A 26,849-nucleotide genomic window follows, 5' to 3' on the forward strand; every position below is an offset into this window, starting at 1 on the left:
CGACAGGCTAGTCGACGCTCGGGTCGTCCCCGAGGGTGACCCGGTCCCAGTCGGACCCGACCCGCTCACCACGGGCGCCGCTCACCTGACCGCTGTCGGGATCGGTGCCGGGCCGCTCGTACTTGCGCCCGAGCCCGCCCCACCGTCGCCCACCGACGATGCCCCCGACGCACGAGACGGCGAGGAGCACCGCGGCCACGACCGCGACCCACGGCCAGGCCGTGGCCGACCCCTCGGCCTCGAGCGCCCCGGTCCCGCCCGAGTGCGTGGCGGCCACCGAGCCGAGCACGGCGGGTGCGTCGAGCACCGCCCGCAGCGACAGGGCGATGACGCCGGCGGAGACCAGGCCCAGCACGGCGAGGCAGATCCAGCGGGCGATGCGTCCCGAGGTCGTCGCGGCGATCGACGCCGCCATCGCGACGAGGGCCAGCCCGGCGAGCCCGGGGGCGGCCTCGGTGCCCACCGCGCTGCTGCGGACCGGACCGGCGACGCCGTCGACGGTGCCGGTGATCCAGTCGGCCCGGCCGGCGGCGAGCAGGACGATGCCCGCGGCGACCGCCAGCAGGACGACGACCGGCTTGCGCGTGAGGAGGCTCACGAGGCGCCTCCCACGGGTCGGCCGGCTCGGGCTGCGGCCACCGCCGCGAGCGCGGCGCCCGCCTTGTGGACCGTCTCCTCCTGCTCGAGGCTCGCCACCGAGTCGGCCACGATGCCGGCACCGGCCTGCACGTGCGCCGTGCCGTCCTTGACCAGGGCCGTGCGGATCGCGATCGCCATGTCCATGTCGCCGTGGAAGTCGAGGTAGCCGACCACCCCGCCGTAGACCCCGCGACGGCTGCGCTCGTAGTGCTCGATGAGCTGCAGGGCGCGCGGCTTGGGGGCGCCCGAGAGGGTGCCGGCGGGGAAGGTGGCGACGAGCACGTCGAAGGCGTTGACCCCCTTCGCCATGTCGCCGACGACGGTCGACTCGAGGTGGATGACGTGGCTGTAGCGCCGCAGCGTCATGAACTCGACGCAGTCGACGGTGCCCGCATCGCACACCCGCTGCAGGTCGTTGCGGCCGAGGTCGACGAGCATGAGGTGCTCGGCCCGCTCCTTGGGGTCGCCGACGAGGTCCTCCTCGAGCTGCAGGTCGTGCTCGGGGTTCTTGCCACGGGGGCGGGTGCCGGCGATCGGGTGGGTGATGGCCCGCCGACCCGAGACCTTGACGAGGGCCTCGGGCGAGGAGCCGACGACCTCGTAGACGGATCCGTCGGGGTGCGGCAGCCGCACGAAGTACATGTAGGGGCTGGGGTTGGACCGGCGCAGGGCGCGGTAGACCTCGAGCGCGTCGACCGGGCAGGGCGTGGAGAAGCGCTGCGAGAGCACGACCTGGAAGACCTCGCCGGCGCGGATGTCCTCCTTGGCCTCCTCGACGATCTCCTCAAAGCGCTCGACGGTGACGTCGCTCTCGACCTCGGTGCGCGCCTGCGCCGCCACGTCGGGGTCGACGGTGGCGACCGTGCTGGGTGCCGGGGCCGCGAGACGCTCGGTCATCGCGTCGAGACGGTCGACGGCGTCCTGCCACGCCTCCTCGACCCGCTCGTCGGTGTCGTCGTAGTTGATGGCATTGGCCACCAGGAGAAGCGATCCGTCGCTGTGGTCGAGCACCGCCACGTCGGTGGCCAGGACCATGCCGAGCTCGGGGACGCCGAGGACGTCGGGCAGCTCGCTCGGCACCCGCTCCCACCGCCGCACCGCGTCGTAGGTGATCGCCCCGACCATGCCGCCGGTGAGGGGCGGCAGGCCCTCGACCGGGTCGGTCGCCAGCGCCTCGAGGGTCGCCCGCAGGGCGGCGGTCGGGTCCCCGTCGGTCGGGACGCCGACCGGCGGCTCGCCGATCCAGTGGGCCTGCCCGTCACGCTCGGTGAGGGTCGCGCGGCTCTGGGCGCCGATGATCGACCAGCGCGACCAGACCCCGCCGTGCTCCGCCGACTCGAGCAGGAAGGTGCCGGGCGCATCCCCCGCCAGCTTGCGGTAGACGCCGACCGGGGTCTCGCCGTCGGCGACGAGCCGACGCACGACCGGCACGATCCGCCGGTCACGGGCCAGGACGGTGAAGGTGTCGAGCTCGGGCCAGGTGCGGCCCGGCGTGAGGTCGGGCACGTGGGTGCGGGGTGCGCTCACGCGACCTCCCCCACCGTCGCGCCGAGGTCACCGGCGTCGAAGCAGGTGCGCTCGCCCGTGTGGCACGCCGCACCCACCTGGTCGACCTGCACGAGCAGGGCGTCACCGTCGCAGTCGAGGGCCACCGAGCGCACGTGCTGGACGTGGCCCGAGGTGTCGCCCTTGCGCCAGTACTCCTCACGGCTGCGCGACCAGAAGGTCACCCGCCCGCTCGTCAGGGTGCGGTGCAGCGCCTCGTCGTCCATCCAGCCGAGCATGAGCACCTCGCGGGTGTCGTGCTGCTGGACGATGGCCGCGACGAGACCGGCCGGGTCCCGGCGAAGGCGTGCGGCGAGGTCGGCGGGCAGGGGTGAGGTCGTCGGGGTGGGCACCCCCGTATTCTGGCACCCGCTCGCATCGCGCCGTGCGTCTGCCCGGGGTTACCCTGCCACGTCAGCAGCACGAACCCGCCCGCCGAGGAGGCCCACATGACCCGCTACGCCCACGCCGAGCGCGGCGCCCTGTGCGACACCCTCCTCGAGGTCGGCCCCGACGTGCCCACGCTGTGCGGCAGCTGGACCAGCGCCGAGCTGCTCGCCCACCTCATCGTCCGTGAGGGCCGGCCCGACCTGGCGGCGGGCATCTTCGCCGCGCCCTTGGCCGGCCGGACCGAGAGCGCCATGACGCGCCTCCTCGCGGAGCACGACTTCGTCGACCTGGTGGAGCGGCTGCGGCAGGGGCCACCGAAGCTGCACCCGGCTCGCGTGCCCCTCGTCGACGAGCAGATGAACCTCGTCGAGATGTTCATCCACCACGAGGACGTCCTGCGGGCCCAGCTGGGTGCGCCGCGACGCACGATCAGCAGCGAGATGACCTCGGCCCTCGGTGACCGCCTCAACATCATGGCCCGGATGCTCTTCCGCAGCGCGAAGGGGGTCGACCTCGCCCTGGTCACCGCCAAGCGGCGTACCAAGGTCGGCTCGGGCAACGGCCCGGTCGTCGAGATCCACGGCCGACCCGGCGAGATCCTGCTCTTCGGCTTCGGGCGGCAGGCGGTCGCCGAGGTCGAGCTGATCGGCCCGCCCGACGCGGTCGAGACGGTCCGCACCGGGAGCTACGAGGTCTGAGCAGGTCGGTCGGCGCAGCTCAGTCGGCGCGACCGCGCCGCACCGGGTGACCGGCTGCCGCCAGCGCGTCCTTGGCCTGCCCGATGCTCACCTCGCCGAAGTGGAAGATGCTCGCCGCCAGCACCGCGTCGGCACCGGCGTCGACGGCCGGCGGCATGTGCTCGGCGGCCCCCGCTCCCCCACTGGCGATGACGGGGACGCCCACCTCCGCACGCACGGCCCGGATCAGCTCGAGGTCGAAGCCCACCTTGGTCCCGTCGGCGTCCATCGAGTTGAGCAGGATCTCCCCCGCCCCGAGCTCCGCGGCCCGGGCGCACCACTCGATCGCGTCGATACCCGTACGGGTGCGACCACCGTGGGTCGTCACCTCGAACCCGCCTGCGGCGCAGCCGTCCTCGCGGGTGCGGCGGCGCACGTCGGCCGACAGCACGAGCACCTGGGCCCCGAAGCGCTCGGCGACCTCGCTGATCAACTCGGGTCGGTTGATCGCGGCGGTGTTGACGCCCACCTTGTCGGCCCCGCACCGCAGCAGCCGGTCGACGTCGTCGACCGTGCGGACGCCACCACCGACGGTCAGCGGGATGAAGACCTCCTCGGCCGTGCGGGTCACGACGTCGTAGGTCGTCGCCCGGTCGGAGCTGCTCGCGGTGACGTCGAGGAAGGTCAGCTCGTCGGCGCCCTCCCGGCCATAGCGGCGGGCCAGCTCGACGGGGTCACCCGCATCGCGCAGGTTCTCGAAGTTGACGCCCTTGACGACGCGGCCGGCGTCGACGTCGAGACAGGGGATGACACGTACGGCGAGGGACACGCGGGCAGCCTACCCAGCAGCGCGAAGGGGGCACCGCCGCCGGTCACGTGGTGGGCCCGGTGGGCGGCTACGCTCCGTGCGGTGTCCGCCCTTCGCCAGGTCCTCGACCACGCCGCCACGGCACCGCCCTCGTGCGGCCGGGTCCACGTCGTCGCGATCGACGGGCGCAGCGGCTCGGGCAAGACCTCGCTCGCCCGTGAGGTGACGAGCGCCTGGGGCGCGCCGCTCGTGTCGATGGACTCGATCTACCCCGGGTGGTCCGGCCTGGCCGCCGCCACCGACCTGCTCGTCGAGCACGTCCTGCGGCCCCTCTCCCGGGGCGAGCAGCCGATCGTGCCCACCTGGGACTGGCTCGCCGACCGCCCCGGTCCTCGCATCCCGCTCGCCGTGACCGACCGTCTCGTCGTCGAGGGCTGCGGCAGCACGGTCGGCGAGGCGGCGGACTTCGCCGGCACGCGCGTGTGGCTCGACGGCCCGGCCGACCTGCGTCGGGCCCGCGCCATCGCCCGGGACGGCGCGATCTTCGAGGCCCACTGGGAGATGTGGGCCGCGCAGGAGGAGAGGGTCTTCGGGGCCGACGGCACCCGTTCGCGGGCCCACGTGGTCCTGGAGTCGGTCGGGCCGACCTGACCGCCGGCCGAGGTGACCGCGGGTCAGCGACCGACGAGGTCCGCCAGGCGCTGGGCCTCGTCGACCGAGACCGGGCCGTCGGAGCGCTGGATCGCCATGACGGCCATGTCGAGCCCGTCGGCGAGGTCGATCCGCGGCCACGGCATCCCCTGGGAGAAGCGCACCGCGGTGATCTGCTCCCACGGCACGAGCTCCCCCGGCCCGAGGTTGCGGACGTAGAGCCCCTCGGACGTGGGCCGGGCGTGGATCGTCGCGTAGCGCGACATGAGGACGGCGACGCCGGCCCCGATGCCGATGCAGGTCAGCTGGTCCATGACCCCGAAGCGCTCGGGCAGGCCCAGGGCGAGCAGCACCGAGCCGACAAGCGTCGCCACGCCGAGGACCGTGGAGACCCAGCGTCCCCGCGTCGGGCGGAAGACGGCTGCGGTGGCACGGTCCGGGACGGTCACAGTCGGCACGCCGTGATCTCGGTGACGAGGATGGCCCGGGCGCCGAGGTCGTAGAGCTCGTCCATGATCCGGTTGGTCCGACCGCGCGGCACCATCGAGCGCACCGCGCACCAGGTCTCGTCGTGCAGCGTGCTCACCGTGGGCGACTCCAGGCCCGGCGTCAGCTGCACCGCCTGCTCGACGATGGCCGCCGGGCAGTCGTAGTCGAGCAGGACGTACTCGCGGGCGGTGACGACGCCGGTGAGACGACGGTGGAGGACGTCGATGCCCCCTTCGCTCGCGTCGGCCCGGCGGATGAGCACGGCCTCGCTGCGCAGGATCGGCTCGCCGAAGACCTCCAGTCCCTGCTGGCGCAGGGTCGTGCCGGTCTCGACGACGTCGGCGATCGCGTCGGCGACGCCGAGGGTGATGGCCGTCTCGACGGCGCCGTCGAGACGCACGACGTCGGCGGTCACCCCCTTCGCCTCGAGGTGGGAGCGCACGAGGCCGGCGTAGGAGGTGGCCACGCGACGACCGTCGAGGTCGGCCGCGCTGCTCGCCTCGCCGGGCCGGCCGGCGAAGCGGAAGGTCGAGCCGCCGAAGCCCAGGCCCATGACCTCGGTCGCGGTGGAGCCGGAGTCCAGGAGCAGGTCACGGCCGGTGATGCCGGCGTCGACCTGACCCTTGCCGACGTAGAGGGCGACGTCACGGGGACGCAGGTAGAAGAACTCGACGTCGTTGTCCTGGTCCGCGACGATCAGCTCCTTGCTGTCGCGGCGGACCCGGTAGCCCGCCTCGCGGAGCATCTCGACGGTCGGCTCGGACAGCGAGCCCTTGTTGGGTACGGCGATGCGCACAGGAGTCCTCTCAGAGGTGGGTGTAGACGTCCTCGACGGTGAGCCCACCGTCGATCATGAGGACCTGCAGGTGGTAGAGCAGCTGGCTGATCTCCTCGGCCAGCTCCTCCTTGCTCTGGTACTCGGCGGCCATCCACACCTCGGCGGCCTCCTCGACGACCTTCTTGCCGATGGCATGGGTCCCCGCGTCGAGCTGGGCCACGGTGCCCGAGCCCTCGGGCCGCTCGGCGGCCTTGCGGGAGAGTTCGTCGAAGAGGGTCTCGAAGGTCTTCACGGGGCCCCAGACTAGTTGGCGACCGGTGCGCGCCCGTCCACGGGCTCACCGTCCGGACGCTCGGCGCGCGAGGCGCGCAGCCACACGACGAAGCCGTAGAGGACGAACGCGGCGTAGAAGGCGTAGAGGACGGCCGTGGGGATGTAACCGCTCGTCCACAGCAGCGGCACGCCGACGAGGTCGACCCCGATCCAGATGAGCCAGAACTCGTTCCACCCGCGCGCCATCGCATAGGTCGCGAGGAGCGAGCCCATGAAGATCCAGGCGTCCGCGACGTGGTACCAGCGCGGGGCGGGCCAGCCGGCGCCGAGCATCGTGAAGACCTGCTGGGCGACGGCGATGCCGAGCACCATGGTGAGGGCCAGCCCGGCCCGCTCCCCCCACGTGGCCCACCGCGGGGTGATCGCGTGGGCGTCCCCGCTGTGGTCGGCGAGCTTGACCTGGCGCCAGCGCCACCAGCCGTAGAGCGAGGTGATGATGAAGAAGATCTGACGGGCCGACTGGCCGAAGAGCGGCGCCTTGTCGTCGACGCCCAGCGTGATGCCGATGTAGACGAAGAAGAGGATGACGTTGCCGACGATGCCGATCGGCCAGGCCCAGACCTTGCGGAGCATCCCACCGACCGCCGAGGCCAGCCCGAAGCCGATCCCGATGACCTCCATCAGGGAGAGCCGGTAGTCGGCGATGTCGACCCCGGCCGAGTAGATCCATTCGATGATGGACATGCGTGATCCGATCCGCGCGCGCCGCTCTCGTCCGGACTGTCACCGTCGGCCCCGGGGTTCTTGACCGGAGTTCACCGCCTGCCGCAGCAGTCGGGTCGCGGGCTCTCACCGCCGGTGCGGAGTTTCACCGCGTCACGTGGCACGTGCCCACCCATTGTCCGAAGGGAGGTCCTGCTCGGCAATTCGGTGGCCCCGTGATCCGGGCCACGAGCCCGACTCAGTGCCGGTGACCCCGGGCCAGCTCGCGCAGCTCGTCCACGGCCGCCGCGGCCGACTCGGCCCCGTATACGGCCGACCCGGCGACGAAGACGTCGGCGCCCGCCTCGGCGCACTGCTCGATGGTCCTGGCCGAGACGCCGCCGTCGACCTGGACCCAGATGTCGCCGCCGTGCCTCTTCACGGCCTCGCGCACCTGCTGGACCTTGGGCATCTGGTCGGCCATGAAGGACTGTCCGCCGAAGCCGGGCTCGACCGTCATGACGAGCACCATGTCGAGCTCGGGCAGCAGGTCCTCGTAGGGCCCGAAGGGGGTCCCCGGCTTGATCGCCATCGACGCCCGGGCTCCCTGGGCCCGGATGTCGCGCGCGAGGGTCACCGGGTCGGAGGCGGCCTCGATGTGGAAGGTGACGCTCTGGGCGCCCGCCTCGGCGTAAGGCGGTGCCCAGCGGTCGGGGTCCTCGATCATCAGGTGGCAGTCGATCGGGATCGGGCTGACCTTGAGCAGGGACTCGACGATCGGGAGGCCGAGCGTGAGGTTGGGCACGAAGTGCGCGTCCATGACGTCGACGTGCGCCCAGTCGGCGTTGGCGATCGCGCCGAGCTCGGACTCGAGGTTGGCGAAGTCGGCGGAGAGGATGCTCGGGGAGATCTGCACGGGAGTCCTTGCGGGAGAGGCGGGTTCGGGTCGACGGGAGATCAGGCGGTGTGGATCGACAGGATGTTGCCGACGGTGTCCTCGATCTGGAAGTGCAGACCGATGGCGTCCTTGGTCAGCTCCTCGCGGAAGACGAGGCCGCCGAGCTCCTTGAGCCGGCGGTACTCCGTCTCGGCATCGGGCACCCCGAGCATGAGCGCGGTCAGCCCCTCGCGCAGCTGGTGCTCGCAGTAGCGCCGGGTGAGCTCGTCGGGGATCGGCTCGAGGTTGATCTGGCAGCCCTGCTCCCAGCCGGTGCTCGGCCCGAGGATGTAGAGCTCCTTGTCCGGCACGACGAGCACGTCGCGGAAGCCGAGCACCTCGGTGTAGAAGTCGTAGGCGCGGTGGGTGTCCGTGACGTGCAGCCCGGTGACGATGACGCGCATCTGGTCATCCCTTCTTGCGCAGGAGTGCGAGGAACATGCCGTCGGTGCCGTGCAGGTGCGGCCACAGCTGGGCGTGCGGCCCCTCACCGAGCCCGGTGAGCTCGGCGACGGCAGCGCCCGCGAGCAGCTCCCGGGCGTCGATCGCCTCGACGTCGTCGCGCTTCTTGAGCACGTCGCGCACGACGAAGGTCGTCTCCGACAGGTGCGGGCTGCACGTGGCGTAGGCGATGACCCCACCGGGGCGGGTCGCGTCGATGGCCGAGGCGAGCAGCTCGCGCTGCAGCGGACCGAGGCCGACGAGGTCGCCCGGCTGACGGCGCCAGCGGGCCTCGGGCCGGCGCCGCAGCGCCCCCAGCCCGGTGCACGGTGCGTCGACGAGGACCCGGTCGTAGGCCTCGGGCTCCTCCTGCCCCGTCTCGCGACCGTCGCCGGTGCGCACGACGATCTCGCGGCCGGCCTCACCGGCCGCGGTGAGCGCGGGGCGCAGGCTCTGCCGGACGAGATCGGTGCGGTGCTCGCTCACCTCGTTGGCCACGAGGTCGGCGTCCTGCTGCAGCGCGAGGGCGGCGAGGAGGCCCGCCTTGCCTCCGGGGCCGGCGCACAGGTCGAGCCACCGCTCGGGCGCACCGTCGCTGCGCGGGGTGACCGGCGCGGCGGCGAGTGCGAGGGCGAGCAGCTGGCTCCCTTCGTCCTGGACGGCGGCGCGGCTGTCGCGGACGGCCTCGAGGTCTCCAGGGGCACCGGACTCGAGCTCCACGGCGAAGGGAGACCACCGCCCGGGCTGCGCACCGGCGGCGAGCAGCTCGTCGACCGTGGCCAGACCGGGGCGGGCGACGAGGGTGACGTCGGCGGGCACGTTGTGGGCGGCCAGCAGGTCCTCGAGCACCGTGTCCGCGGACTCCGCGGTCGCCACCCCGTGACCGATGAGGGCCTGCCGCAGCGCCTTGACGACCCACACGGGGTGGGACTGCGCGACGGAGAGGCGCTCGACGACGGGCTCGGTGGGCACGACCGCCTCGAGCCACTCCTCGCGCGAGCGCTCTCCGATGCGGCGCATCACGGCGTTGACGAGACCGGCAGCGCCCTGCCCCGCGACGGAGCGGGCGAGCGCGACGGACTGGTCGGCGGCGGCGTGCTCGGGCACTCTCATGCCGAGCACCTGGTGGGCGCCCATGCGCAGCACGTCGAGGACTCCCCCGTCGAGCTTCGAGACCGGGCGCTGGGCGGCCTCGGCGATGATCGCGTCGTAGAGGCCCTGCATCCGCAGGGTCCCGTAGGTCAGCTCGGTGGCGAAGCCGGCGTCCCGGCCGCTGAGCCGCGCCCGGCGCAGCGCCTTGGGCAGCTCGAGGTTGGCGTAGGCGCCCTCGTGCGAGACCGCCCGCAGCACCCGCAGCGCGGTGCTGCGCGGCAGGTCGCCCTGACGGGAGCGGGCCGAGGGTGCCGTGCGTGACTTATGGCGTGGACCACGGTGTCCTCCCCGGGCCCCGCCCGGACCGCCGCCGCCCTGACGTCGCTGGTCGCTCATGCCGTCTCCTCCCCGAGCCGCTCGTCGGCGTCGATGCGCACGCCCCGGGCCCAGTCGGCGGCCGGCATGGGCTTCTTGCCGAGGGGGGTGACCTCGCCCAGGCGCACGGCGTGGTCCGCCGTGCCGACGAGCACCTCCCGCTTGCGGGCGTCGACGACGCCGGCGGGCAGCTGCTCGTCGGTGATCGCCACGGGCCCGATCTTGAGCCGCTCGCCGCGGAAGGTCGTCCAGGCACCCGGCGCCGGGGTGCACCCGCGCACGAGCCGGTCGACGGCCAGGGCCGGGTGGGTGAAGTCGATCCGGGCGTCGTCGACCGTGAGCTTCGCGGCGTGGCTGACGCCCTCGCCCGGCTGCGCCTGCGGCTCGAGGTCGCCGGAGGCGATGCCGTCCATCGTCGCGACGAGCAGCGGTGCGCCGGCCTCGGCGAGCCGGTCGAGCAGCGTCCCGGAGGTGTCGTCGGGTCGAATCCGCTCGGTCATCGTCCCGAAGACGGGCCCGGTGTCGAGCCCGGTCTCGATGAGGAAGGTGCTCGCGCCCGTGATCTCGTCGCCGGCGATGAGCGCCCGCTGGGCGGGAGCGGCGCCACGCCAGGCGGGCAGCAGCGAGAAGTGCAGGTTGACCCAGCCGTGCGTCGGGATGTCGAGGACCCCGGCGGGCAGCAGGGCGCCGTAGGCGACGACCGGACAGCAGTCGGGCGCGAGCTCGGTGAGCCGGGCGACGAAGTCCTCGTCCGTCGGCCGCATCGGCGTGAGCACCTCGACCCCGGCCTCCAGCGCCGCGGCCTTGACCGGCGAGGGCTCGAGCCGACGGCCGCGCCCGACCCGGGCATCGGGTCGGGTGACGACGGCGACGACCTCGTGGTCGGAGTCGAGCAGGGCACGAAGGGAGGGGACGGCGACCTCGGGGGTCCCGGCAAAGATCAGTCGCACCCGGCGCAGTCTAGATGCCTCGCGGGCACCGCCGGTGCCCCCAGGTCACCCGACGGTGAGGTGCCCGACCTTGACCGAGGTGAGGTCCGCGGCCTTGCGGGCGCTCTCCCCTGCCCGCACGTCCTTGAGCGCGGCGGCCACGAGCGGCCCGTCGGCGAAGGGGGCGGTGACGACGAGTCGGCGCTTGTCCTGCGAGCCCGTGACGGGCAGCGGTCCGAGCAGCTGGGCGTCGGGCGCGGCTGCCCGCACCGCGTGCTCGATCGGCTCGACGCGCCTGCGGTCGGCGACCACCTCGGCGGTCCACGTCGTGGGCGGCAGCGACAGCTCGGCCCGCTCGGCGAGCTCGCGCGCCGCAAACCACTGGGGGTCCCAGCGCACGAGCGCCTCGACCGCGGGGATCGTCACGTGCGAGGGCGCTCCGCAGAGGACGACCACTCCCCCGTTGCTCCACGGCCTGGCCAGTCCCGCCGCCAGGACCCAGCGCCGCACGGCCTCCTCGGCCGCCCGCAGGTCCGGCCGGTCCAGGCTCGCCCACGCGTCGAGCAGCAGCACGGCGGCGTAGCCTCCCGCGGCGACCGGCTCGGCCCCCGGGGTCGAGACGACGATGGCCGGCTCGCTCCCGACCTCCTCGTGGACCTCGCCTGCCCCGGAGGTGATGACGCGCGTGCCCGGGAAGGAGCGCCCGATCTCCTCGGCCGTGCGCCGCGCACCGATGATCCCGGCGCGCAGCCGGGTGCCGTCGCAGTGCGGGCACTCGAAGCCGCGCGGGCTCGTGCCGCACCAGCCGCAGCGGGGCGCCTGGTCGGGCGCCGGCAGGGCGAGCGGCCCCCGGCACTCGGGGCACCGGGCCGGCGCCCGACAGGTGGCGCAGGACATCGCGGGCAGGTAGCCCCGCCGCGGCACCTGCAGCAGGACCGGCCCCTGCTGCAGCGCCGCCGACGCGGCCCGGTGGGCAGAGGAGGGGATGTGGGCACGGGCGCCGGGACCGTCGCGCTCCTCGTCGACCCCCTCACCCGCCACGAGGACGCGTGGCGCCTCGCGTCGGGAGGTCGAGCCGCCGACGAGATGGACCCGACCGGCGTCGACGAGCGCGGCCACGTCTGTCGACATGGCCAGGCCGCCGACGAGCAGGGCGCAGTCCTCGACGTCGGCCCGCGTCGTCAGGACCTCCCGCACGTGGGCGTAGGGCGCGCGGGGCTCCTCGTGGAGGTCGTCGCCGTCGTCCCACCAGGCGACGAGCCCGAGATCGCGCACGGGCGCGTAGGCCGCGGCGCGCGTGCCGACGACGACCCGGACGTGGCCGCGCAGCACCTTGAGCCACGCGGTGTAGCGGGCCTGCGGCCCCTGGTCGGCCGTCAGCCGCACGTGCTGGTCCCGGCCGAGCACCTCGGTCAGGGCGGCGTCGACACGCGCCACGTCGCGCTGGTCGGGCACGACGACGACGCTGCCCCGGCCCGAGAGCAACGCGGCTCGCGCCGCCTCGGCAAGGGCGCGCGGCCAGTCGCTCGCGGCCGAGCGCGAGGGCCCGGCCAGCCAGGCTGCGCGGGGCGACTCCCCTGCCGCGACCCGGGACCACCACGCGGCACCGGCTCGGTAGCCGGCCCACACCTCGGGCGCTGGTACAGGCGAAGGGGGGTCCTCCCCTTCGACCTGCTGGTCCGCAGCCTCGGCCTGCTGGTCCGCGGCCGGCTCGTCGGTCGCGGACTCGTCGTCGGCCAGCGCCGGCGGCTCGACGGGCAGTGCCTTCTCCGCCCGGGCGTGCCGCGGCGGGATCGCCAGCCGCAGCACGTCCATCACGGTGCCGGCCTGGTGCCGGGAGACCCGGTGCGCCAGCTCGAGGACCTGCGGCGTGAGCACCTGCTCCGACGAGACGACGGTGCGGATCGGCGCCAGTCGCCCGGTGTGCTCGGCGACGTCGCTGCGCTCGACGACGTAGCCGGCGAGGTCACGCCCCGCGAAGCGGGCCTTGACCCGCACGCCCGGCTGGGCGGCCTCGTCGAGCTCCTCGGGCACGAGGTACTCGAAGGGCCGGTCGAGATGGACCAGCCCCGAGTCGACGAGGACCTGGGCGACGCGCACGGGGACAAACGTAACCGGGTGGGGTGTCAGCGACGCCCCACCCGGTCAGCGAGCGTCGGTCAGCGGACCGCGGCCTGCAGGGCCTCGACCTTGGTCGTCTGCTCCCACGGGAAGGGGTTGTCGTAGCCGGCGGCCTCGGTGCGGCCGAAGTGGCCGTAGGCCGCCGTCGGGGCGTAGATCGGGCGGAGCAGGTCGAGCTCCTCGACGATCGCCAGCGGGCGCAGGTCGAAGACGGAGCTGACCGCGGCCTGGATCTTGTCGACCGGGACCTGCTCGGTCCCGAAGGTCTCGATGTAGAGGCCGACCGGCTGCGCCGCGCCGATCGCGTAGGCGACCTGGACCTCGCAGCGACCGGCGAGCCCGGCCGCGACGACGTTCTTGGCGACCCAGCGCATGGCGTAGGCGGCCGAGCGGTCGACCTTCGACGGGTCCTTGCCGGAGAAGGCACCGCCACCGTGACGGGCCATGCCGCCGTAGGTGTCGACGATGATCTTGCGGCCGGTCAGGCCGGCGTCGCCCATGGGCCCGCCGATGACGAACTTGCCGGTGGGGTTGATCAGCGTGCGGTAGTCGGAGGTGTCGAGCTCGACACCGGAGTCCTTGAGTGCCGCCATGACCGGCTCGAAGACGTGCGCCCTGATGTCGGCCGGGAGCTGGCGCTCGTGGTCGATCTCGGCGGAGTGCTGCGTCGACAGCACGACGGTGTCGAGGCGAACGGCCCGGTCACCGTCGTAGTCGATGGTCACCTGGGTCTTGCCGTCCGGGCGCAGGTACTCCAGCTCGCCCGACTTGCGCACCTCGGTGAGGCGCTGGGAGAGCCGGTGCGCCAGGAAGATCGGCAGCGGCATGAGCTCGGGCGTGTCCTCGCAGGCGTAGCCGAACATCAGACCCTGGTCGCCGGCACCCTGCTTGTCCTTGGGGTCGATGCCCCCGGTCCGGTTTTCGTAGGCGGTGTCGACCCCCTGCGCGATGTCGGGGCTCTGCGCGCCGATCGACACCGAGACGCCGCACGAGCGGCCGTCGAAGCCCTTGTCCGACGAGTCGTAGCCGACGCCCTCGGCGATGACCCTGCGCACCAGCTGCGGGATCTCGACGTAGGACTCGGTCGAGACCTCACCGGCGATGTGCACCAGCCCGGTCGTGACCATCGTCTCGACGGCCACCCGACTGCGGGGGTCCTGCTCGAGCATCGCGTCGAGGATCGAGTCGGAGATCTGGTCGCAGATCTTGTCGGGGTGACCCTCGGTCACCGACTCCGAGGTGAAGAGACGTCCGGACACGCAAGACTCCCAAGGTCGTGGGTGGACGGCCGTCGTGACCGCCCGGTACGGGCCGGCCCAGTCTAAGCACCCGGGGTCAGCGGATGAGCGCCGATCCCACGACGACGTCCCAGATGCCGTGCGAGACGACCGACTTGCTCGCCGGTCCGATGTCGACGACGTCGTCGCTGCCCCGGGTCAGCACGTGCACGCTCGTCTCGTCGGCACCGAAGGTCTTGTCGGTGCCGACCTCGTTGACGACGAGCAGGTCGCAGCCCTTGCGCGCGAGCTTGGCCCGCCCGAGGTCGAGCACGGAGCCGGTCGCGTCGCCGGTCTCGGCGGCGAAGCCGACGATGACCGGGGCGCTCGCCGCACCGCGGTCGGCGACGAGCCCGGCGAGGATGTCGGGGTTGCGCACGAGCCGGATCGTCGGGGCCGCGTCGGGGTCGGCCGGGTCGTGCGTCTTCTTGATCTTGCTCTCGGTGTACTCCGCCGGCCGGAAGTCGGCCACCGCCGCCACCATGACGACGACGTCGTGCTCGCCCGCGCGGCCGGAGATCTCGGCCTGCAGCTCCAGGGCCGTCTGGACCGGCACGACGGTGATGCCCTCGGACACCGGCAGGGCGAGGTTGGCCGCGACGAGCGTCACCTGCGCCCCTCGGACGGCCGCGGCCTCGGCCAGGGCCAGACCCTGCTTGCCGGAGGACCGGTTGCCCAGGTAGCGCACCGGGTCGAGCGGCTCACGGGTGCCGCCGGTGCTGACGAGCACCCGACGCCCCTCGAGGTCGCGCACGTGGCCGGACTGCGTGCCGGCTGCTCCCCCGTCGTCGCCAGCGACCACGGCCATCGCGGCCGCGTGGATCGCCTCGGGCTCGGGCAGGCGGCCCGGGCCGGTATCGGCTCCGGTCAGCCGGCCGGAGTCGGGCTCGACGACGGTGACCCCGCGCTCGCGCAGGGTCGCGACGTTTGCGCGGGTCGCGGCGTGCTCCCACATCTCGGTGTGCATGGCCGGGGCGAGCACCACGGGGCAGCGCGCGGTGAGCAGCACATTGGTCAGCAGGTCACCGGCGAGACCGTGCGCGGCCTTGGCGAGGAGGTCGGCCGTCGTCGGGGCGACGACGACGAGGTCGGCCTCCTGGCCGATGCGCACGTGCGGGACGTCGGTGATGTTGCTCCAGACGTCGGCCTGGACGGGTCGACCCGACAGGGCCTCCCAGGTCGGTGCCCCGACGAAGCGCAGGGCCGCGTCGGTCGGCACGACCGTCACCTCGTGACCGCCCTCGGTGAACAGGCGCAGCAGCAGGGCTGCCTTGTAGGCGGCGATGCCGCCACCGACACCGAGGACGATACGCACGAAGGGGGTCCGCTCAGGCCTCGTCGACCGGCGTCTCGGCGACCGGTGCGGCGGGCGCGGTGCCTTCCTCGGGGGTGGCCTCCTTGGTGAGCAGGCCCTCGTTGATCTCGCGCAGCGCGATCGACAGGGGCTTGTCGTGGACCTGTGCGTCGACGAGGGGGCCGATGTACTCGAGCAGCCCCTCCTGGAGCTGGGAGTAGTAGGCGTTGATCTGACGGGCGCGCTTGGCGCCGTAGATGACGAGGGCGTACTTGGAGTCAGCCTTGGTCAGGAGGTCGTCGATCGGCGGGTTGGTGATGCCGATGGGGTTGGCCTGGGTGCCGGACACGTCGAGGTGGTCCTTGTCGTCGGGGTCAGTGGGATCCCATCAATGATACGAGTTCCTCGGCCGCACGACGAATGTCGTCGTTGACGATCACGTGATCGAACTCGCCCTGGGCGGCCAGCTCGACCTTGGCGGTCTCCAGCCGGACGGCACGCTCGTCCGCCGTCTCGGTGCCGCGGCCCTCGAGCCGGCCGACGAGCTCCTCCCACGACGGGGGCGCGAGGAAGACGAAGCGGGCGTCCGGCATGGAGGCCCGGACCTGGCGAGCGCCCTGCAGGTCGATCTCGAGCAGCGGCAGCCTCCCGGCCGCGAGCGCGTCGTCGACGGGCCCGCGCGGGGTGCCGTAGGAGGCGCGCCCGTGCACGACGGCCCACTCGAGCATCTCGCCGCGGGTGACCATCTCGGCGAACTCGTCGCCGGACATGAAGCAGTAGTGGACGCCGTCGACCTCCCCCGGTCGCGGCGGACGGGTCGTCGCCGACACCGAGAGCCACACCTCGGGGTGGTGCTCGCGGACCCAGGCGGCCACCGTCCCCTTGCCGACGGCTGTCGGTCCGGCGAGGACGGTCAGGCGGGGGCTGCTCATGTGAACCTCTCGATGAGTGCGGCACGCTGGTGCGGGCCCAGCCCGCGCAGCCGTCGGGAGTCGGCGATGTCGAGCTCGGCCATGACCCGGCGGGCCCGGGCGGGCCCGATGCCGGGCAGGGACTCGAGCACGGTGACCACCCGCATCCGGGCGATCACCTGGTCGGTGTCGGCGGAGCGGAGCGTCTCGGCAAGAGTCGTGCGGCCGTGCTTGAGCCGGTCCCGCAGGAGCGAACGCTCCCGGCGGGCCTGCGCGGCCTGCTCCAGCGCCCGGGCGCGCTGCTGCGCGCTGAGGGTCGGGACGGGCACGGCTCCTCCAGGTCGACCGGGGACGGGTCCGGTCACCTTCTCACGAGGCGGTGATGGCGGCCACCTCGGTCGCGACCTCCCGGGCACGAGCACGAAGGGAGGTCACGTCCGGCCCGGCACGGAGCACGTCGCGGCTGCTGCTGGCGAGCACCTGCGGCAGTGCCCCGGAGAAGACCGAGCGCACGTCGGCGGCGGTCGCGCCCTGGGCGCCCAGTCCCGGGGCGAGGATCGGTCCGGCCATGCCCGGAAGGTCGACACCGAGGTCGCGCACCGCCGAGCCGACGGTCGCGCCGACCACGAGTCCGACGCTGCCGAGCTCTCCGCGCCGGCGGGCCTCGGCGTTGTCCGCGGCTGCGTCGTCGGCGACCGCACCGGCGACGGAGCGCCCGTCGGCGAGCCGGGCGTGCTGGACGCTCGCGCCCTCGGGGTTGGAGGTCAGCGCGAGGACGAAGACGCCGCGGCCGGTCGCGTGTGCCAGGTCGATGGCCGGGCGCAGCGACCCGTAGCCGAGATAGGGGCTGAGGGTGATCGCGTCGGCTGCCGCCGGCGCGTCCTTGCCGAGGAAGGCCTCGCCGTAGGCGTCGACGGTCGTGCCGATGTCGCCGCGCTTGACGTCGAGGACGGTGAGGGTGCCGGCGGCACGCAGCTCGGTGAGGGCCCGCTCGAGGAGCGCCACCCCCTTCGCCCCGAAGACCTCGAAGAAAGCCGACTGGGGCTTGACCGCAGCCACCGACCCGCCGAAGGCCTCGACGCAGGTCATCGTGAAGCGCTCCACCCCGGCGAGGTCGTAGGTCAGGCCCCACGACTCGACGAGCCCGCGGTGCGGGTCAATCCCGGCGCAGAGCGGCCCGTGCTCGGTCATCGCGGCCTGCAGGCGCTCCCCAAATGTTCCCTGGGGTGCGACGGAGGAGCCTCGACGGGTGCTGCTCATGGCATGAACCTCTCGTGGGCGATGCCGACGACGTCAGCCAGTCGGTCGAATCCCCGCTCGGCGACGAGCTGCTCGAGCTCACGGCCGACCCGCTCGGGTGCCGTGGGGTCGTTGAAGGCGGCGGTGCCCACCTGGATCGCGCTCGCGCCGGCTGCGACGAGCTCGAGGGCGTCGCGCCCGCTGCGCACTCCCCCGACGCCGACGATGGGCGCGGTCTTGATCCGCCCGGCGCGCATCGCACCGGCGACCTGCCACACCGCGCGCACGGCCATCGGGCGGATCGCCGGGCCGGAGAGCCCTCCGGTCGCGGCGATGAGGTGCGGCCGCAACCGGTCGACGTCGATGGCCACCCCGAGGGTGGTGTTGATCATCGTCAGGCCGTGGGCGCCGGCCTTGAGGACCGTGTCGGCGATCTCGACGATGTCGGTGACGTCGGGGCTGAGCTTCGCGAGCATCGGCAGGCCACGCGGGACCTCCTCGCGCACGAGGGTCATGACCTTGTGGGAGCTCGCCGGGTCGCAGGCGAAGACGAGGCCGCGGTTGGCGACGTTGGGGCACGAGATGTTGACCTCGATGGCGGCCACCGCGCTCGCGTAGCGGCTGCGCACGACGGCGCGGGCGACGCCCGCGAACTCCGAGGCGGTGTTGCCGGCGATCGAGACGACGACGCGGGCACCGATCGAGTGCAGCCAGGCGAGGTCCTCGTCGACGAAGGCCTGCACCCCCGGACCCTGCAGACCGATCGAGTTGAGCATCCCGGAGGGCGTCTCGGCCATGCGGGGCGTGCCGCGCCCGGAGACCGGCTGGGCCTTGACCGACTTGGTGACGAAGGCACCCAGCTGGGCGACGTCGATGAAGCGGTGCATCTCCCGGCCGTTGGCCGCGCACCCGCTGGCCGTCATCATCGGGTTGGGCAGGCGGACCCCGGCGAGGTCGACGGACATGTCCACGGTCGAAGGGGGTGTCGCTCCGGTGGTCATCGGACCTCCTTGGGGGCGCCGACGGCGTCGGCGGGGACACGGCACAGGCCGTCCTCGAAGGCATCCCAGCGCACGCGGTCACCGCGGAAGACCGGGCCCTCGAGGCAGCTGCGGACCATCTTGGTCGTGCCCTGGGCGTCGCTCACCGGCATGACGCAGGTCATGCAGATGCCGACACCGCAGGCCATGGCCTCCTCGACCGCCACCTGGGCGACGATGCCGTGCTCGGCGGCGATCCCGCTCATCGAGCGGAGCATGCCCATGGGGCCGCAGCCGTAGAGCACCCCGGCGCCGGTGCGCGCGATGAGGTCGGGCAGCACGTCGGAGACCCAGCCCTGGGTGCCGGCCGACCCGTCGTCGGTCGTCACGGTGACGCCGTCGGCGACCCGCCGGGCCTCGACGACCCCGAAGAGCCGGTCGGCGGACGCGGCGCCGAGGACGATCTCGACCGGGCAGCCACGCTCGCGCAGCTGCTCGGCGAGCCAGAAGAGCGGTGCCGACCCGTAGCCACCGCCGACGAGGATGCACGGCACCGCCTGGGAGGGCAGCGGGAAGCCCCGGCCCAGCGGGCCGACGACGCTCACGCTCTCCCCCGGCTCGAGGGCGGTGAGCACCTGCGTGCCCGGCCCGTGGGCGGCGACGACGATCTCGGTCGTGCCCCCGTAGGTGCCGGCCGGGCTCACCCGGTGGATGGAGAAGGAGCGCCGCAGCAGCATCGAGCTCGTGCCGTCACCGACGGCCAGGGCGACGAACTGACCCGGTCGCGCCAGCTCGGCGAGGCCGGGCGTGACGAGCGTCAGGTGCCGGTAGGCCCCGACGGCGACATTGCCCAGGACCTCGGCGTCGACCTGGACGACGCCCGCACCCTCGCGGGCCGCGACGGTGCGGGCGGTCACCGCCCGACCCCGTAGAGGTCGAGGTCGCGGGCGTGCTCCTGCAGCGGCTTGACCCGCAGCTCGCCGTGCATGCGGGCCTCGATGGCCTGGACCGCGGCGGTCAGCTGCTGCACGGTCGTGACGATCGGCTTGTCCATCGCCGTCGTCGCCGCGCGGATCGCATAGCCGTCGGCCCGGGCGTGCTGCCCCGACGGGGTGTTGAAGACGATGTCGACCTCGCCGGCGAGGATCCGGTCGACGACGCTGGCCTCCCCTTCGCCGCGCTCGGAGTGCTTGACGACGACCTCGCACTCGACGGCATTGCGACGCAGCACGTCGGCGGTGCCCTCGGTCGCGAGGATCGTGAAGCCGAGGTCGGCCAGGCGCTTGATCGGGAAGATCATCGCGCGCTTGTCCCGGTTGGCGACGGACACGAAGACATTGCCGCTCGTCGGCAGACCCGAGGCGAGCGACCCGAGCTGGCTCTTGGCGAAGGCGGCGCCGAAGTCGGCGTCGATGCCCATGACCTCGCCGGTGGAGCGCATCTCGGGACCGAGGAGGGAGTCGACGACGTCGCCCTCCTTGGTGCGGAAGCGCTTGAAGGGCAGGACGGCCTCCTTGACCGACATCGGCGCGTGCGCCGGCATCGAGCCGCCGTCCGCGTCGCGCGGCAGCATGCCCTCGTCCTTGAGCTCGGCGATGGTGGCGCCGAGCATGACGCGGGCCGCGGCCTTGGCCAGCGGGACACCGGTGGCCTTGGCGACGAAGGGGACGGTCCGCGAGGCCCGCGGGTTGGCCTCGAGGACGTAGAGCACGTCCTGCGCCAGGGCGAACTGGACGTTCATCAGGCCGCGCACCCCGATGCCCTCGGCGAGGGCGAGCGTGGCCTCGCGCACCCGCTGCAGCTCGGAGGTGCCGAGCGTCGCCGGCGGGAGGGTGCAGCTGGAGTCACCGGAGTGGATGCCGGCCTCCTCGATGTGCTCCATGATCCCGCCGAGGTACATCTCGGTGCCGTCGTAGAGCGCGTCGACGTCGATCTCGATCGCGTCGTCGAGGAAGCGGTCGACGAGGATCGGGTGCTCGGGGCTGGCGATGGCCGCCCGGGTGACGTACTCGGAGAGGGTCTGGTCGTCGTAGACGATCTCCATGCCGCGCCCACCGAGGACGTAGGAGGGACGCACGAGGACCGGGTAGCCGATCTCGCGGGCGATCTCGACGGCCTCCTCGGCGCTGAAGGCGGTGCCGTGCTTGGGCGCGTTGAGACCGGCCTCGTGGAGCACCCGCCCGAAGTGGCCGCGGTCCTCGGCAAGGTCGATCGCCTCGGGCGAGGTGCCGACGATCGGCACACCCTCGGCCTTGAGCCGGTCGGCCAGACCGAGCGGCGTCTGACCACCGAGCTGGACGATGACACCCGCGACCGGACCGGCCTGGGTCTCGGCGTGGATGACCTCGAGCGCGTCCTCGAGGGTCAGCGGCTCGAAGTACAGGCGGCTGCTCGTGTCGTAGTCGGTCGAGACCGTCTCGGGGTTGCAGTTGACCATGACCGTGTCGTAGCCGGCGTCGCGCAGGGCGAAGCTCGCGTGGACGCAGGAGTAGTCGAACTCGACGCCCTGACCGATCCGGTTGGGACCGGAGCCGAGGATGATGACGGCCGGGCGCTCGCGCGGCTCGACCTCGGTCTCCTCGTCGTAGGAGCTGTAGTGGTAGGGCGTGCGGGCAGCGAACTCCGCGGCGCAGGTGTCGACGGTCTTGAAGACCGGGCGCACCCCGAGGGCGTGCCGCACGCCGCGCACGACGGCCTCGTCCATCCGGCGCAGCCGGGCGATCTGTGCGTCGGAGAAGCCGTGCCGCTTGGCCAGGCGCAGCACCTGCGGGTTGAGCTCGTCGGCGTCGTGGACCTGCTGGGCCACGTCGTTGATCAGCTCCATCTGGTCGAGGTACCAGGGGTCGATCTTCGTGGCCTCGAAGACCTCCTCGACCGACAGTCCGGCGCGCATCGCCTGCTGGACCTGGACGATCCGCCCGTCGGTCGGGGTCTTCGCCGCCTCGAGCAGCTCGCGTCCCTGCTCGAGGGTCGGCTGGTCGCCGTCCCAGTGGAAGGCCGCGCCACTGCGCTCGGCAGAGCGCAGGGCCTTCTGCAGCGCCTCGGTGAAGTTGCGGCCGATGGCCATCGCCTCGCCGACGGACTTCATCGTCGTCGTGAGGGTCGGGTCGGCGGCGGGGAACTTCTCGAAGGCGAAGCGCGGCACCTTGACGACGACGTAGTCGAGGGTCGGCTCGAAGGCCGCCGGGGTCTCCTCGGTGATGTCGTTGGGGACCTCGTCGAGGGTGTAGCCGATGGCCATCTTGGCGGCGATCTTGGCGATCGGGAAGCCGGTGGCCTTGGACGCCAGCGCGGACGAGCGCGAGACGCGGGGGTTCATCTCGATGACGATCATCCGGCCGTCGTCGGGGTTGATCGCGAACTGGATGTTGCAGCCACCGGTCTCGACCCCGACCTCGCGGATGACCGCGATGCCGACGTCGCGCATGCGCTGGTACTCGCGGTCGGTGAGCGTCAGCGCGGGCGCGACGGTGATCGAGTCACCGGTGTGCACGCCGACCGGGTCGAAGTTCTCGATCGAGCAGACGACCACGACGTTGTCCGCCGTGTCGCGCATGACCTCGAGCTCGTACTCCTTCCAACCGAGGATCGACTCCTCGAGGAGCACCTCGGTCGTCGGGCTGTACTGCAGGCCGGCGCCGGCGATGCGGCGCAGGTCGGCCTCGTCGTAGGCGAAGCCGGAGCCCAGGCCGCCCATGGTGAAGGAGGGCCGCACGACGACCGGGTAGCTCAGCTCGTCGGCGGCCGCGAGGCACTCGTCCATCGTGTGGCAGATGACCGACCGGGCCGACTCGGCGCCGCAGCGCTCGACGACGCCCTTGAAGCGCTCGCGGTCCTCGCCGAGCTCGATCGCCTCGACGCTCGCACCGATGAGCGGGCAGCCGTAGCGCTCGAGCACCCCGGCCTCGTGGAGCGAGATCGCGGTGTTGAGGGCGGTCTGACCACCCAGGGTCGCGAGCACGGCGTCGGGGCGCTCGCGCTCGATGATCTTCTCGACGACCTCGGGGGTGATCGGCTCGATGTAGGTCGCGTCGGCGAACTCCGGGTCGGTCATGATCGTCGCCGGGTTGGAGTTGACGAGGATGACCCGGATGCCCTCCTCGCGCAGGACGCGGCACGCCTGGGTGCCGGAGTAGTCGAACTCGCAGGCCTGCCCGATGACGATCGGCCCGGAGCCGATGACGAGGACGCTGGAGATGTCGTCGCGCTTGGGCATCAGGCCTGCGCCTCCTTGGTGCCGGCGCTCGCCAGCAGGTCGGTGAATCGGTCGAAGAGGTAGGCGGCGTCGTGCGGGCCGGCCGCGGCCTCGGGGTGGTACTGGACGGAGAAGCCGAGCAGCCGGCCGTCGTCGGCGTGCAGCTCCAGACCCTCGACGACGTCGTCGTTGAGGCACACGTGGCTCACGGTGGCCGTGCCGAAGGGGGTCTGCGTCGCCCTGTCGAGCGGCGCGTCGACGGCGAAGCCGTGGTTGTGCGCGGTCACCTCGACCTTGTCGGTCGTGCGGTCGAAGACCGGCTGGTTGATGCCGCGGTGGCCGTACTTGAGCTTGTAGGTGCCGAAGCCCAGCGCCCGGCCGAAGAGCTGGTTGCCGAAGCAGATGCCGAAGTAGGGCAGCCCGTCGCGCAGCGCCTCCTGGAGCAGCGCGACCTGGTCGCCCGCTGTGGCCGGGTCGCCCGGGCCGTTGCTGAAGAAGAGACCATCGGGCGAGACGGCGCGCACGTCGTCGATCGTCGCGGTCGCCGGCAGGACGTGAACCTCGATCCCGCGCTCGGCGAGGCGGGTCGGGGTCATCGTCTTGATGCCCAGGTCGAGGGCCGCGACGGTGAAGCGCTTGTCCCCCTTCGCCGCGACGACGTAGGGCTCGCTCGTGCTCACCTGGGCGGCCAGCGCGGAGCCGGCCATCTCGGGGGCGGCCTGCACCCGCTGGAGCATCGCGGTCTCGTCGGTGACGGCGTCGCCGGAGAAGATGCCCACGCGCATGGCGCCCCGCTCACGCAGGTGCCGGGTGAGAGCCCGGGTGTCGACACCGGCGATGCCGACGACGCCCTGGGCGCGCAGCTCGTCCTCGAGGGTGCGCTGCGAGCGCCAGTTGCTCGGCCGCAGCGCGGGGTCGCGCACGACGTAGCCGGCGACGTGGATCCGCGAGGACTCGTCGTCCTCGTCGTTCCAGCCGGTGTTGCCGACGTGCGGCGCGGTCATGACGACGACCTGACCGCGGTAGCTCGGGTCGGTGAGGGTCTCCTGGTAGCCGGTCATGCCGGTGTTGAAGACGGCCTCGCCGACCGTCTCACCGACGGCACCGTAGGCGGTGCCGGCGAAGGTGCGTCCGTCCTCGAGGACGAGGACGGCCGGTGCGGGGGCGCCGGTGCTGCTGTGCGTGCTCAATTGCGGACCTCTCCGTCGGCGGCCGTGACGCGGCCGCGCAGGATCGTCGTGCGGACACGCCCGGTGAGGGTGTGCCCGGCGAAGGGGGTGTTGCGGGACAGGGAGTGCGACGTGGCCGGGTCGACGGTGATCCGGTCGGTCGGGTCGACGAGGACGAGGTGGGCGGGGGCGCCCGCCTCGATCGCGCGGCCGTGGTCGGTGAGGCCGGCGATGCGTGCCGGGGCGTGCGACATGCGCTCGGCGAGCGTCGCCAGGTCGATCCGCCCCGAGTCCACCATGACGTCGTGGACGACGGCGAAGGCGGTCTCCAGCCCGAGCATGCCGAAGGCCGCGTCGGGGAAGGCGTGCTCCTTGTCGTGGCGGGCGTGCGGGGCGTGGTCGGTCGCGACGGCGTCGATGGTGCCGTCGGCCAGCGCCTCGCGCAGGGCCTCGACGTCCTCGGCCGGGCGCAGCGGCGGGTTGACCTTGTAGACCGGGTCGTAACCGGTGAGCAGGTCGGTCGTCAGGACGAGGTGGTGGGGCGTGACCTCGGCGGTGATCCGGGCCCCGCGGCGCTTGGCCCAGCGCACCGCCTCGACGCCCTCGGCGGTCGAGACGTGCGCGACGTGCACGCGCGACCCGGTGTGCAGCGCGAGCTCGGCGTCGCGGGCGATGATGCTCGACTCGGCGACCGCGGGCCAGCCGGTGAGGCCCAGTCGGCCGCTCAGCTCGCCCTCGTGGCAGCAGGCCGAGGGCCCGGCGAGGGTGGGGTCCTGGCTGTGCTGCGAGATCACCCCGTCGAAGGCGCGCACGTACTCCAGCGCCCGACGCATGACGCGTGCGTCGTGCACGCACCGACCGTCGTCGGAGAAGACGCGCACCCGGGCGCGCGAGCGGTGCATCAGCCCGAGCTCGGCGAGCTCGGCACCCTCGAGCCCCTTGGTCACCGCGCCGATCGGCTGCACGTCGCAGTGGCCGGCCGCGACGCCGAGGTCGAGCACCCGCTCGGCGGCCTCCGCGGTGTCGGTCACGGGGCTGGTGTTGGCCATGGCGAGCACGGCGGTGAAGCCGCCCGCGGCGGCGGCCGCGGACCCGGTGCGCACGGTCTCGGCGTCCTCGCGCCCCGGCTCGCGCAGGTGGGTGTGCAGGTCGACGAACCCGGGCAGCAGCACGAGGCCGTCGCCGTCGACGCGCGGGGTCCCGGCGGCCGCATCGGTGGCGGCGTCCGGGCCGACGGCCGCGATGACGCCCTCGCGGACGAGGACGTCGGCGCTCGTGCGGCCGAGCAGCGAGGCGCCGGTGATCAGCAGATCGCTCGGCTCGGTGGCGGGGCGACTCATGCCGCGTCTCCCGTCGTGGTCGGGGCGTCGGTGGGCCCCGACGCCAGCAGGTGGTAGAGGACGCTCATCCGCACGGCGACACCGGCGCTCACCTGGTCGAGGACCAGGCTGCTCGCGGCGTCGGCCGCGTCGGCAGCGATCTCGAGGCCGCGGTTCATCGGGCCGGGGTGGCAGATGACCGCCTCGGGATTGGCTGCGGTCAGCGCGGCGAGCCGGTCGCGGGTCAGGCCGTAGCCGACCGTGTACTCGCGGGCCGTGGGGAAGAACCCACCCGACATCCGCTCGCGCTGGACCCGCAGCATCATCAGGGCGTCGACGCCGGACGCGATGACCTCGTCGAGGTCGTCGGCCAGGGCGAAGCCCTCGGCCCGTGCCCACGCGGCGGCCCCGCTCGGCATGAGGGTCGGCGGGGCCACGACGGTCACCTCGGCGCCCAGGCGCGGCAGCGCCAGGACGTTGGAGCGGAAGACCCGGCTGTGGGTGACGTCTCCGACGATCGCGACCCGCTTGCCCTCGAGGGAGCCGAGCCGGCGCTCGATGGTGTAGGCGTCGAGCAGCGCCTGCGTCGGGTGCTCGTGGGTGCCGTCACCGGCGTTGACCACGCTCGTCGGCGTGCCCGTCTCGTCGAACCAGCGGGCGACCTGGTGTGCTGCCCCGGAGGCCTGGTGGCGCATGACGATGGCGTCGACCCCCATGGCCGCGATGGTGCGCACCGTGTCGCGGAGGGACTCCCCCTTCGACGTGCTCGACCCCTTGCCGGTGATGTTGATCGTGTCGGCGCTCATCCACTTGCCCGCGATCTCGAAGGAGGAGCGGGTGCGGGTGGAGTCCTCGAAGAAGAGGTTGATGACGGTGCGACCACGCAGGGTGGGCAGCTTCTTGACCTGGCGGTGCTGGACCTCGTGCATCTCGGCCGCGGTGTCCAGGACCGCCCGCAGGGCGTCGTCGTCGAGGTCCGCGACGGAGAGGAGGTGGCGCGTCATCGGGCCTCGCCCCCGGAGATCGACACGGCGTCGTCGACGCCGTCGTGACCGCTGAGGCGCACGGTGACCCGCTCGGCCTGCGAGGTCGGGAGGTTCTTGCCGACGTGGTCGGCGCGGATCGGCAGCTCGCGGTGACCCCGATCGACGAGCACCGCTAGGCGCACGGCGCGGGGCCGGCCGTAGTCGGCGAGGGCGTCGAGGGCGGCGCGCACGGTCCGGCCGGAGTAGAGCACGTCGTCGACGAGGACGACGACGCGGTCGTCGACCCCCGAGGCGGGGAACTGGGTCTGCTGCGGCGAGCGCGTCGGACGACCGCGCAGGTCGTCGCGGTACATCGTCACGTCGAGGGAGCCGACGGGCACGGTGGCGCCCTCGATCTCGGTGATCAGCGCGCCGAGGCGCTGGGCGAGCTCGACGCCGCGACTGGGGATGCCGAGCAGGACGACGTCCTGGGCCCCCTTGTTGCGCTCGACGATCTCGTGCGCGATGCGGCGCAGGCCGCGCGCGACGTCGGAGGTGCTCATGACCTCGCGGGCGGGTGGCTGAGGGATGACCTCGGGGGGCGTCTCCGGACACATGGGTGTCTCAAGACCTCCTTCTCTGCCTCACGGGAC

General features: G+C 73.0%; 28 protein-coding genes. 2 read left to right on the forward strand and 26 right to left on the reverse strand.

Annotated features, from left to right (window positions below; all coding sequences use genetic code 11):
* Positions 1-7 precede the first annotated feature (7 nt).
* From H7A72_RS08745 to hisI, 3 genes are read right to left on the reverse strand one after another with little or no spacing between them, the layout of a single operon-like run.
* Positions 8-598, reverse strand: a complete 591-nt coding sequence (locus H7A72_RS08745; RefSeq protein ID WP_084451734.1) for a Trp biosynthesis-associated membrane protein — start codon at positions 596-598, stop codon at positions 8-10.
* A complete protein-coding gene (locus H7A72_RS08750; protein ID WP_223277584.1) occupies positions 595-2,166 on the reverse strand; it encodes an anthranilate synthase component I in 1,572 nt (523 codons plus the stop codon). Before H7A72_RS08750 ends, H7A72_RS08745 begins: the two co-directional genes overlap by 4 nt.
* Entirely contained in the window at positions 2,163-2,537 is a 375-nt protein-coding gene (gene hisI, locus H7A72_RS08755) for a phosphoribosyl-AMP cyclohydrolase (protein WP_072624737.1), read from the reverse strand. Before hisI ends, H7A72_RS08750 begins: the two co-directional genes overlap by 4 nt.
* Before the next feature lie 96 nt (positions 2,538-2,633).
* Here hisI and H7A72_RS08760 point away from each other — a divergent pair, with 96 nt between their 5' ends.
* On the forward strand, positions 2,634-3,272 hold the full coding sequence (locus H7A72_RS08760) for a TIGR03085 family metal-binding protein (protein ID WP_072624738.1): 639 nt from the start codon (positions 2,634-2,636) through the stop codon (positions 3,270-3,272).
* 19 nt (positions 3,273-3,291) lie between these two features.
* Here H7A72_RS08760 and hisF read toward each other — a convergent pair whose 3' ends face one another.
* On the reverse strand, positions 3,292-4,080 hold the full coding sequence (hisF, locus tag H7A72_RS08765; protein WP_185220286.1) for an imidazole glycerol phosphate synthase subunit HisF: 789 nt from the start codon (positions 4,078-4,080) through the stop codon (positions 3,292-3,294).
* Positions 4,081-4,161: 81 nt separating this feature from the next.
* On the opposite strand from hisF, the gene H7A72_RS08770 reads away from it, so the two are divergent.
* Entirely contained in the window at positions 4,162-4,710 is a 549-nt protein-coding gene (locus tag H7A72_RS08770; protein WP_084451737.1) for a hypothetical protein, read from the forward strand.
* 23 nt (positions 4,711-4,733) lie between these two features.
* Here H7A72_RS08770 and H7A72_RS08775 read toward each other — a convergent pair whose 3' ends face one another.
* The 22 genes from H7A72_RS08775 to pyrR form a co-directional block, all read right to left on the reverse strand.
* The gene (locus H7A72_RS08775; protein ID WP_185220287.1) at positions 4,734-5,168 is read right to left on the reverse strand and encodes a PH domain-containing protein; all 435 of its coding nucleotides are present in this window, start codon (positions 5,166-5,168) and stop codon (positions 4,734-4,736) included.
* Positions 5,156-5,995: an ATP phosphoribosyltransferase gene (gene hisG, locus H7A72_RS08780; protein WP_072624742.1), complete on the reverse strand. Its 840-nt coding sequence runs from the start codon at positions 5,993-5,995 to the stop codon at positions 5,156-5,158. Before hisG ends, H7A72_RS08775 begins: the two co-directional genes overlap by 13 nt.
* 10 nt (positions 5,996-6,005) lie before the next feature.
* Positions 6,006-6,269, reverse strand: a complete 264-nt coding sequence (locus tag H7A72_RS08785) for a phosphoribosyl-ATP diphosphatase (RefSeq protein ID WP_072624743.1) — start codon at positions 6,267-6,269, stop codon at positions 6,006-6,008.
* Between the two features lie 11 nt (positions 6,270-6,280).
* Positions 6,281-6,994: a nicotinamide mononucleotide transporter family protein gene (locus H7A72_RS08790; RefSeq protein WP_084451741.1), complete on the reverse strand. Its 714-nt coding sequence runs from the start codon at positions 6,992-6,994 to the stop codon at positions 6,281-6,283.
* A 217-nt stretch (positions 6,995-7,211) separates the two neighbouring features.
* Positions 7,212-7,868 carry a ribulose-phosphate 3-epimerase gene (rpe, locus tag H7A72_RS08795; RefSeq protein WP_185220288.1) on the reverse strand — a complete coding sequence of 219 codons (657 nt, stop codon included), beginning with the start codon at positions 7,866-7,868 and terminating at the stop codon, positions 7,212-7,214.
* 41 nt (positions 7,869-7,909) lie between these two features.
* Positions 7,910-8,293, reverse strand: coding sequence for a VOC family protein (locus H7A72_RS08800; RefSeq protein ID WP_072624746.1), 384 nt, complete (start codon positions 8,291-8,293; stop codon positions 7,910-7,912).
* Between the two features lie 4 nt (positions 8,294-8,297).
* Complete coding sequence (locus H7A72_RS08805) at positions 8,298-9,818, reverse strand: RsmB/NOP family class I SAM-dependent RNA methyltransferase (RefSeq protein ID WP_185220289.1); 1,521 nt, start codon at positions 9,816-9,818, stop codon at positions 8,298-8,300.
* Positions 9,815-10,747, reverse strand: a complete 933-nt coding sequence (gene fmt / locus H7A72_RS08810; RefSeq protein ID WP_185220290.1) for a methionyl-tRNA formyltransferase — start codon at positions 10,745-10,747, stop codon at positions 9,815-9,817. The genes H7A72_RS08805 and fmt overlap by 4 nt, the downstream gene beginning before the upstream one ends.
* 45 nt (positions 10,748-10,792) lie before the next feature.
* Positions 10,793-12,826 carry a primosome assembly protein PriA gene (locus tag H7A72_RS08815; RefSeq protein WP_185220291.1) on the reverse strand — a complete coding sequence of 678 codons (2,034 nt, stop codon included), beginning with the start codon at positions 12,824-12,826 and terminating at the stop codon, positions 10,793-10,795.
* Positions 12,827-12,885: 59 nt separating this feature from the next.
* Positions 12,886-14,106, reverse strand: a complete 1,221-nt coding sequence (gene metK, locus H7A72_RS08820; RefSeq protein ID WP_084451750.1) for a methionine adenosyltransferase — start codon at positions 14,104-14,106, stop codon at positions 12,886-12,888.
* A 76-nt stretch (positions 14,107-14,182) separates the two neighbouring features.
* Positions 14,183-15,439: a bifunctional phosphopantothenoylcysteine decarboxylase/phosphopantothenate--cysteine ligase CoaBC gene (coaBC, locus tag H7A72_RS08825; protein WP_185220292.1), complete on the reverse strand. Its 1,257-nt coding sequence runs from the start codon at positions 15,437-15,439 to the stop codon at positions 14,183-14,185.
* A 13-nt stretch (positions 15,440-15,452) separates the two neighbouring features.
* Positions 15,453-15,767, reverse strand: a complete 315-nt coding sequence (rpoZ, locus tag H7A72_RS08830; RefSeq protein WP_185220293.1) for a DNA-directed RNA polymerase subunit omega — start codon at positions 15,765-15,767, stop codon at positions 15,453-15,455.
* Between the two features lie 25 nt (positions 15,768-15,792).
* Positions 15,793-16,350, reverse strand: coding sequence for a guanylate kinase (gmk, locus tag H7A72_RS08835; protein WP_084451756.1), 558 nt, complete (start codon positions 16,348-16,350; stop codon positions 15,793-15,795).
* Entirely contained in the window at positions 16,347-16,658 is a 312-nt protein-coding gene (gene mihF / locus H7A72_RS08840) for an integration host factor, actinobacterial type (protein WP_185220294.1), read from the reverse strand. The genes gmk and mihF overlap by 4 nt, the downstream gene beginning before the upstream one ends.
* Positions 16,659-16,698: 40 nt before the next feature.
* Positions 16,699-17,589 carry an orotidine-5'-phosphate decarboxylase gene (gene pyrF, locus H7A72_RS08845; protein WP_185220295.1) on the reverse strand — a complete coding sequence of 297 codons (891 nt, stop codon included), beginning with the start codon at positions 17,587-17,589 and terminating at the stop codon, positions 16,699-16,701.
* Positions 17,586-18,569 (reverse strand): dihydroorotate dehydrogenase, encoded by a 984-nt coding sequence (locus H7A72_RS08850; RefSeq protein WP_072624756.1) that lies wholly within the window; start codon positions 18,567-18,569, stop codon positions 17,586-17,588. The genes pyrF and H7A72_RS08850 overlap by 4 nt, the downstream gene beginning before the upstream one ends.
* Positions 18,566-19,465 (reverse strand): dihydroorotate dehydrogenase electron transfer subunit, encoded by a 900-nt coding sequence (locus tag H7A72_RS08855; protein ID WP_223277585.1) that lies wholly within the window; start codon positions 19,463-19,465, stop codon positions 18,566-18,568. The genes H7A72_RS08850 and H7A72_RS08855 overlap by 4 nt, the downstream gene beginning before the upstream one ends.
* Positions 19,462-22,764 carry a carbamoyl-phosphate synthase large subunit gene (carB, locus tag H7A72_RS08860; protein ID WP_185220296.1) on the reverse strand — a complete coding sequence of 1,101 codons (3,303 nt, stop codon included), beginning with the start codon at positions 22,762-22,764 and terminating at the stop codon, positions 19,462-19,464. Before carB ends, H7A72_RS08855 begins: the two co-directional genes overlap by 4 nt.
* A complete protein-coding gene (gene carA / locus H7A72_RS08865) occupies positions 22,764-23,933 on the reverse strand; it encodes a glutamine-hydrolyzing carbamoyl-phosphate synthase small subunit (protein ID WP_185220297.1) in 1,170 nt (389 codons plus the stop codon). The genes carB and carA overlap by 1 nt, the downstream gene beginning before the upstream one ends.
* Positions 23,930-25,252: a dihydroorotase gene (locus H7A72_RS08870; protein WP_084451768.1), complete on the reverse strand. Its 1,323-nt coding sequence runs from the start codon at positions 25,250-25,252 to the stop codon at positions 23,930-23,932. Before H7A72_RS08870 ends, carA begins: the two co-directional genes overlap by 4 nt.
* Positions 25,249-26,235: an aspartate carbamoyltransferase catalytic subunit gene (locus H7A72_RS08875; protein ID WP_185220298.1), complete on the reverse strand. Its 987-nt coding sequence runs from the start codon at positions 26,233-26,235 to the stop codon at positions 25,249-25,251. The genes H7A72_RS08870 and H7A72_RS08875 overlap by 4 nt, the downstream gene beginning before the upstream one ends.
* Positions 26,232-26,813: a bifunctional pyr operon transcriptional regulator/uracil phosphoribosyltransferase PyrR gene (gene pyrR, locus H7A72_RS08880; RefSeq protein ID WP_185220299.1), complete on the reverse strand. Its 582-nt coding sequence runs from the start codon at positions 26,811-26,813 to the stop codon at positions 26,232-26,234. The genes H7A72_RS08875 and pyrR overlap by 4 nt, the downstream gene beginning before the upstream one ends.
* Between the last annotated feature and the right edge of the window lie 36 nt (positions 26,814-26,849).

It is taken from the genome of Janibacter sp. YB324, assembly GCF_014217915.1.
GTDB lineage: Bacteria > Actinomycetota > Actinomycetes > Actinomycetales > Dermatophilaceae > Janibacter > Janibacter indicus.

Coding starts and splice junctions, on each gene's coding strand:
- H7A72_RS08875 (WP_185220298.1), bottom strand. CDS start 26,235: ATGACGCGCCACCTCCTCTCCGTCGCGGACCTCGACGACGACGCCCTG.
- pyrF (WP_185220295.1), bottom strand. CDS start 17,589: ATGAGCAGCACCCGTCGAGGCTCCTCCGTCGCACCCCAGGGAACATTT.
- H7A72_RS08805 (WP_185220289.1), bottom strand. CDS start 9,818: ATGAGCGACCAGCGACGTCAGGGCGGCGGCGGTCCGGGCGGGGCCCGG.
- H7A72_RS08790 (WP_084451741.1), bottom strand. CDS start 6,994: ATGTCCATCATCGAATGGATCTACTCGGCCGGGGTCGACATCGCCGAC.
- pyrR (WP_185220299.1), bottom strand. CDS start 26,813: ATGTGTCCGGAGACGCCCCCCGAGGTCATCCCTCAGCCACCCGCCCGC.
- carB (WP_185220296.1), bottom strand. CDS start 22,764: ATGCCCAAGCGCGACGACATCTCCAGCGTCCTCGTCATCGGCTCCGGG.
- H7A72_RS08850 (WP_072624756.1), bottom strand. CDS start 18,569: ATGACCACCGGAGCGACACCCCCTTCGACCGTGGACATGTCCGTCGAC.
- gmk (WP_084451756.1), bottom strand. CDS start 16,350: ATGAGCAGCCCCCGCCTGACCGTCCTCGCCGGACCGACAGCCGTCGGC.
- H7A72_RS08800 (WP_072624746.1), bottom strand. CDS start 8,293: ATGCGCGTCATCGTCACCGGGCTGCACGTCACGGACACCCACCGCGCC.
- H7A72_RS08870 (WP_084451768.1), bottom strand. CDS start 25,252: ATGAGTCGCCCCGCCACCGAGCCGAGCGATCTGCTGATCACCGGCGCC.
- H7A72_RS08760 (WP_072624738.1), top strand. CDS start 2,634: ATGACCCGCTACGCCCACGCCGAGCGCGGCGCCCTGTGCGACACCCTC.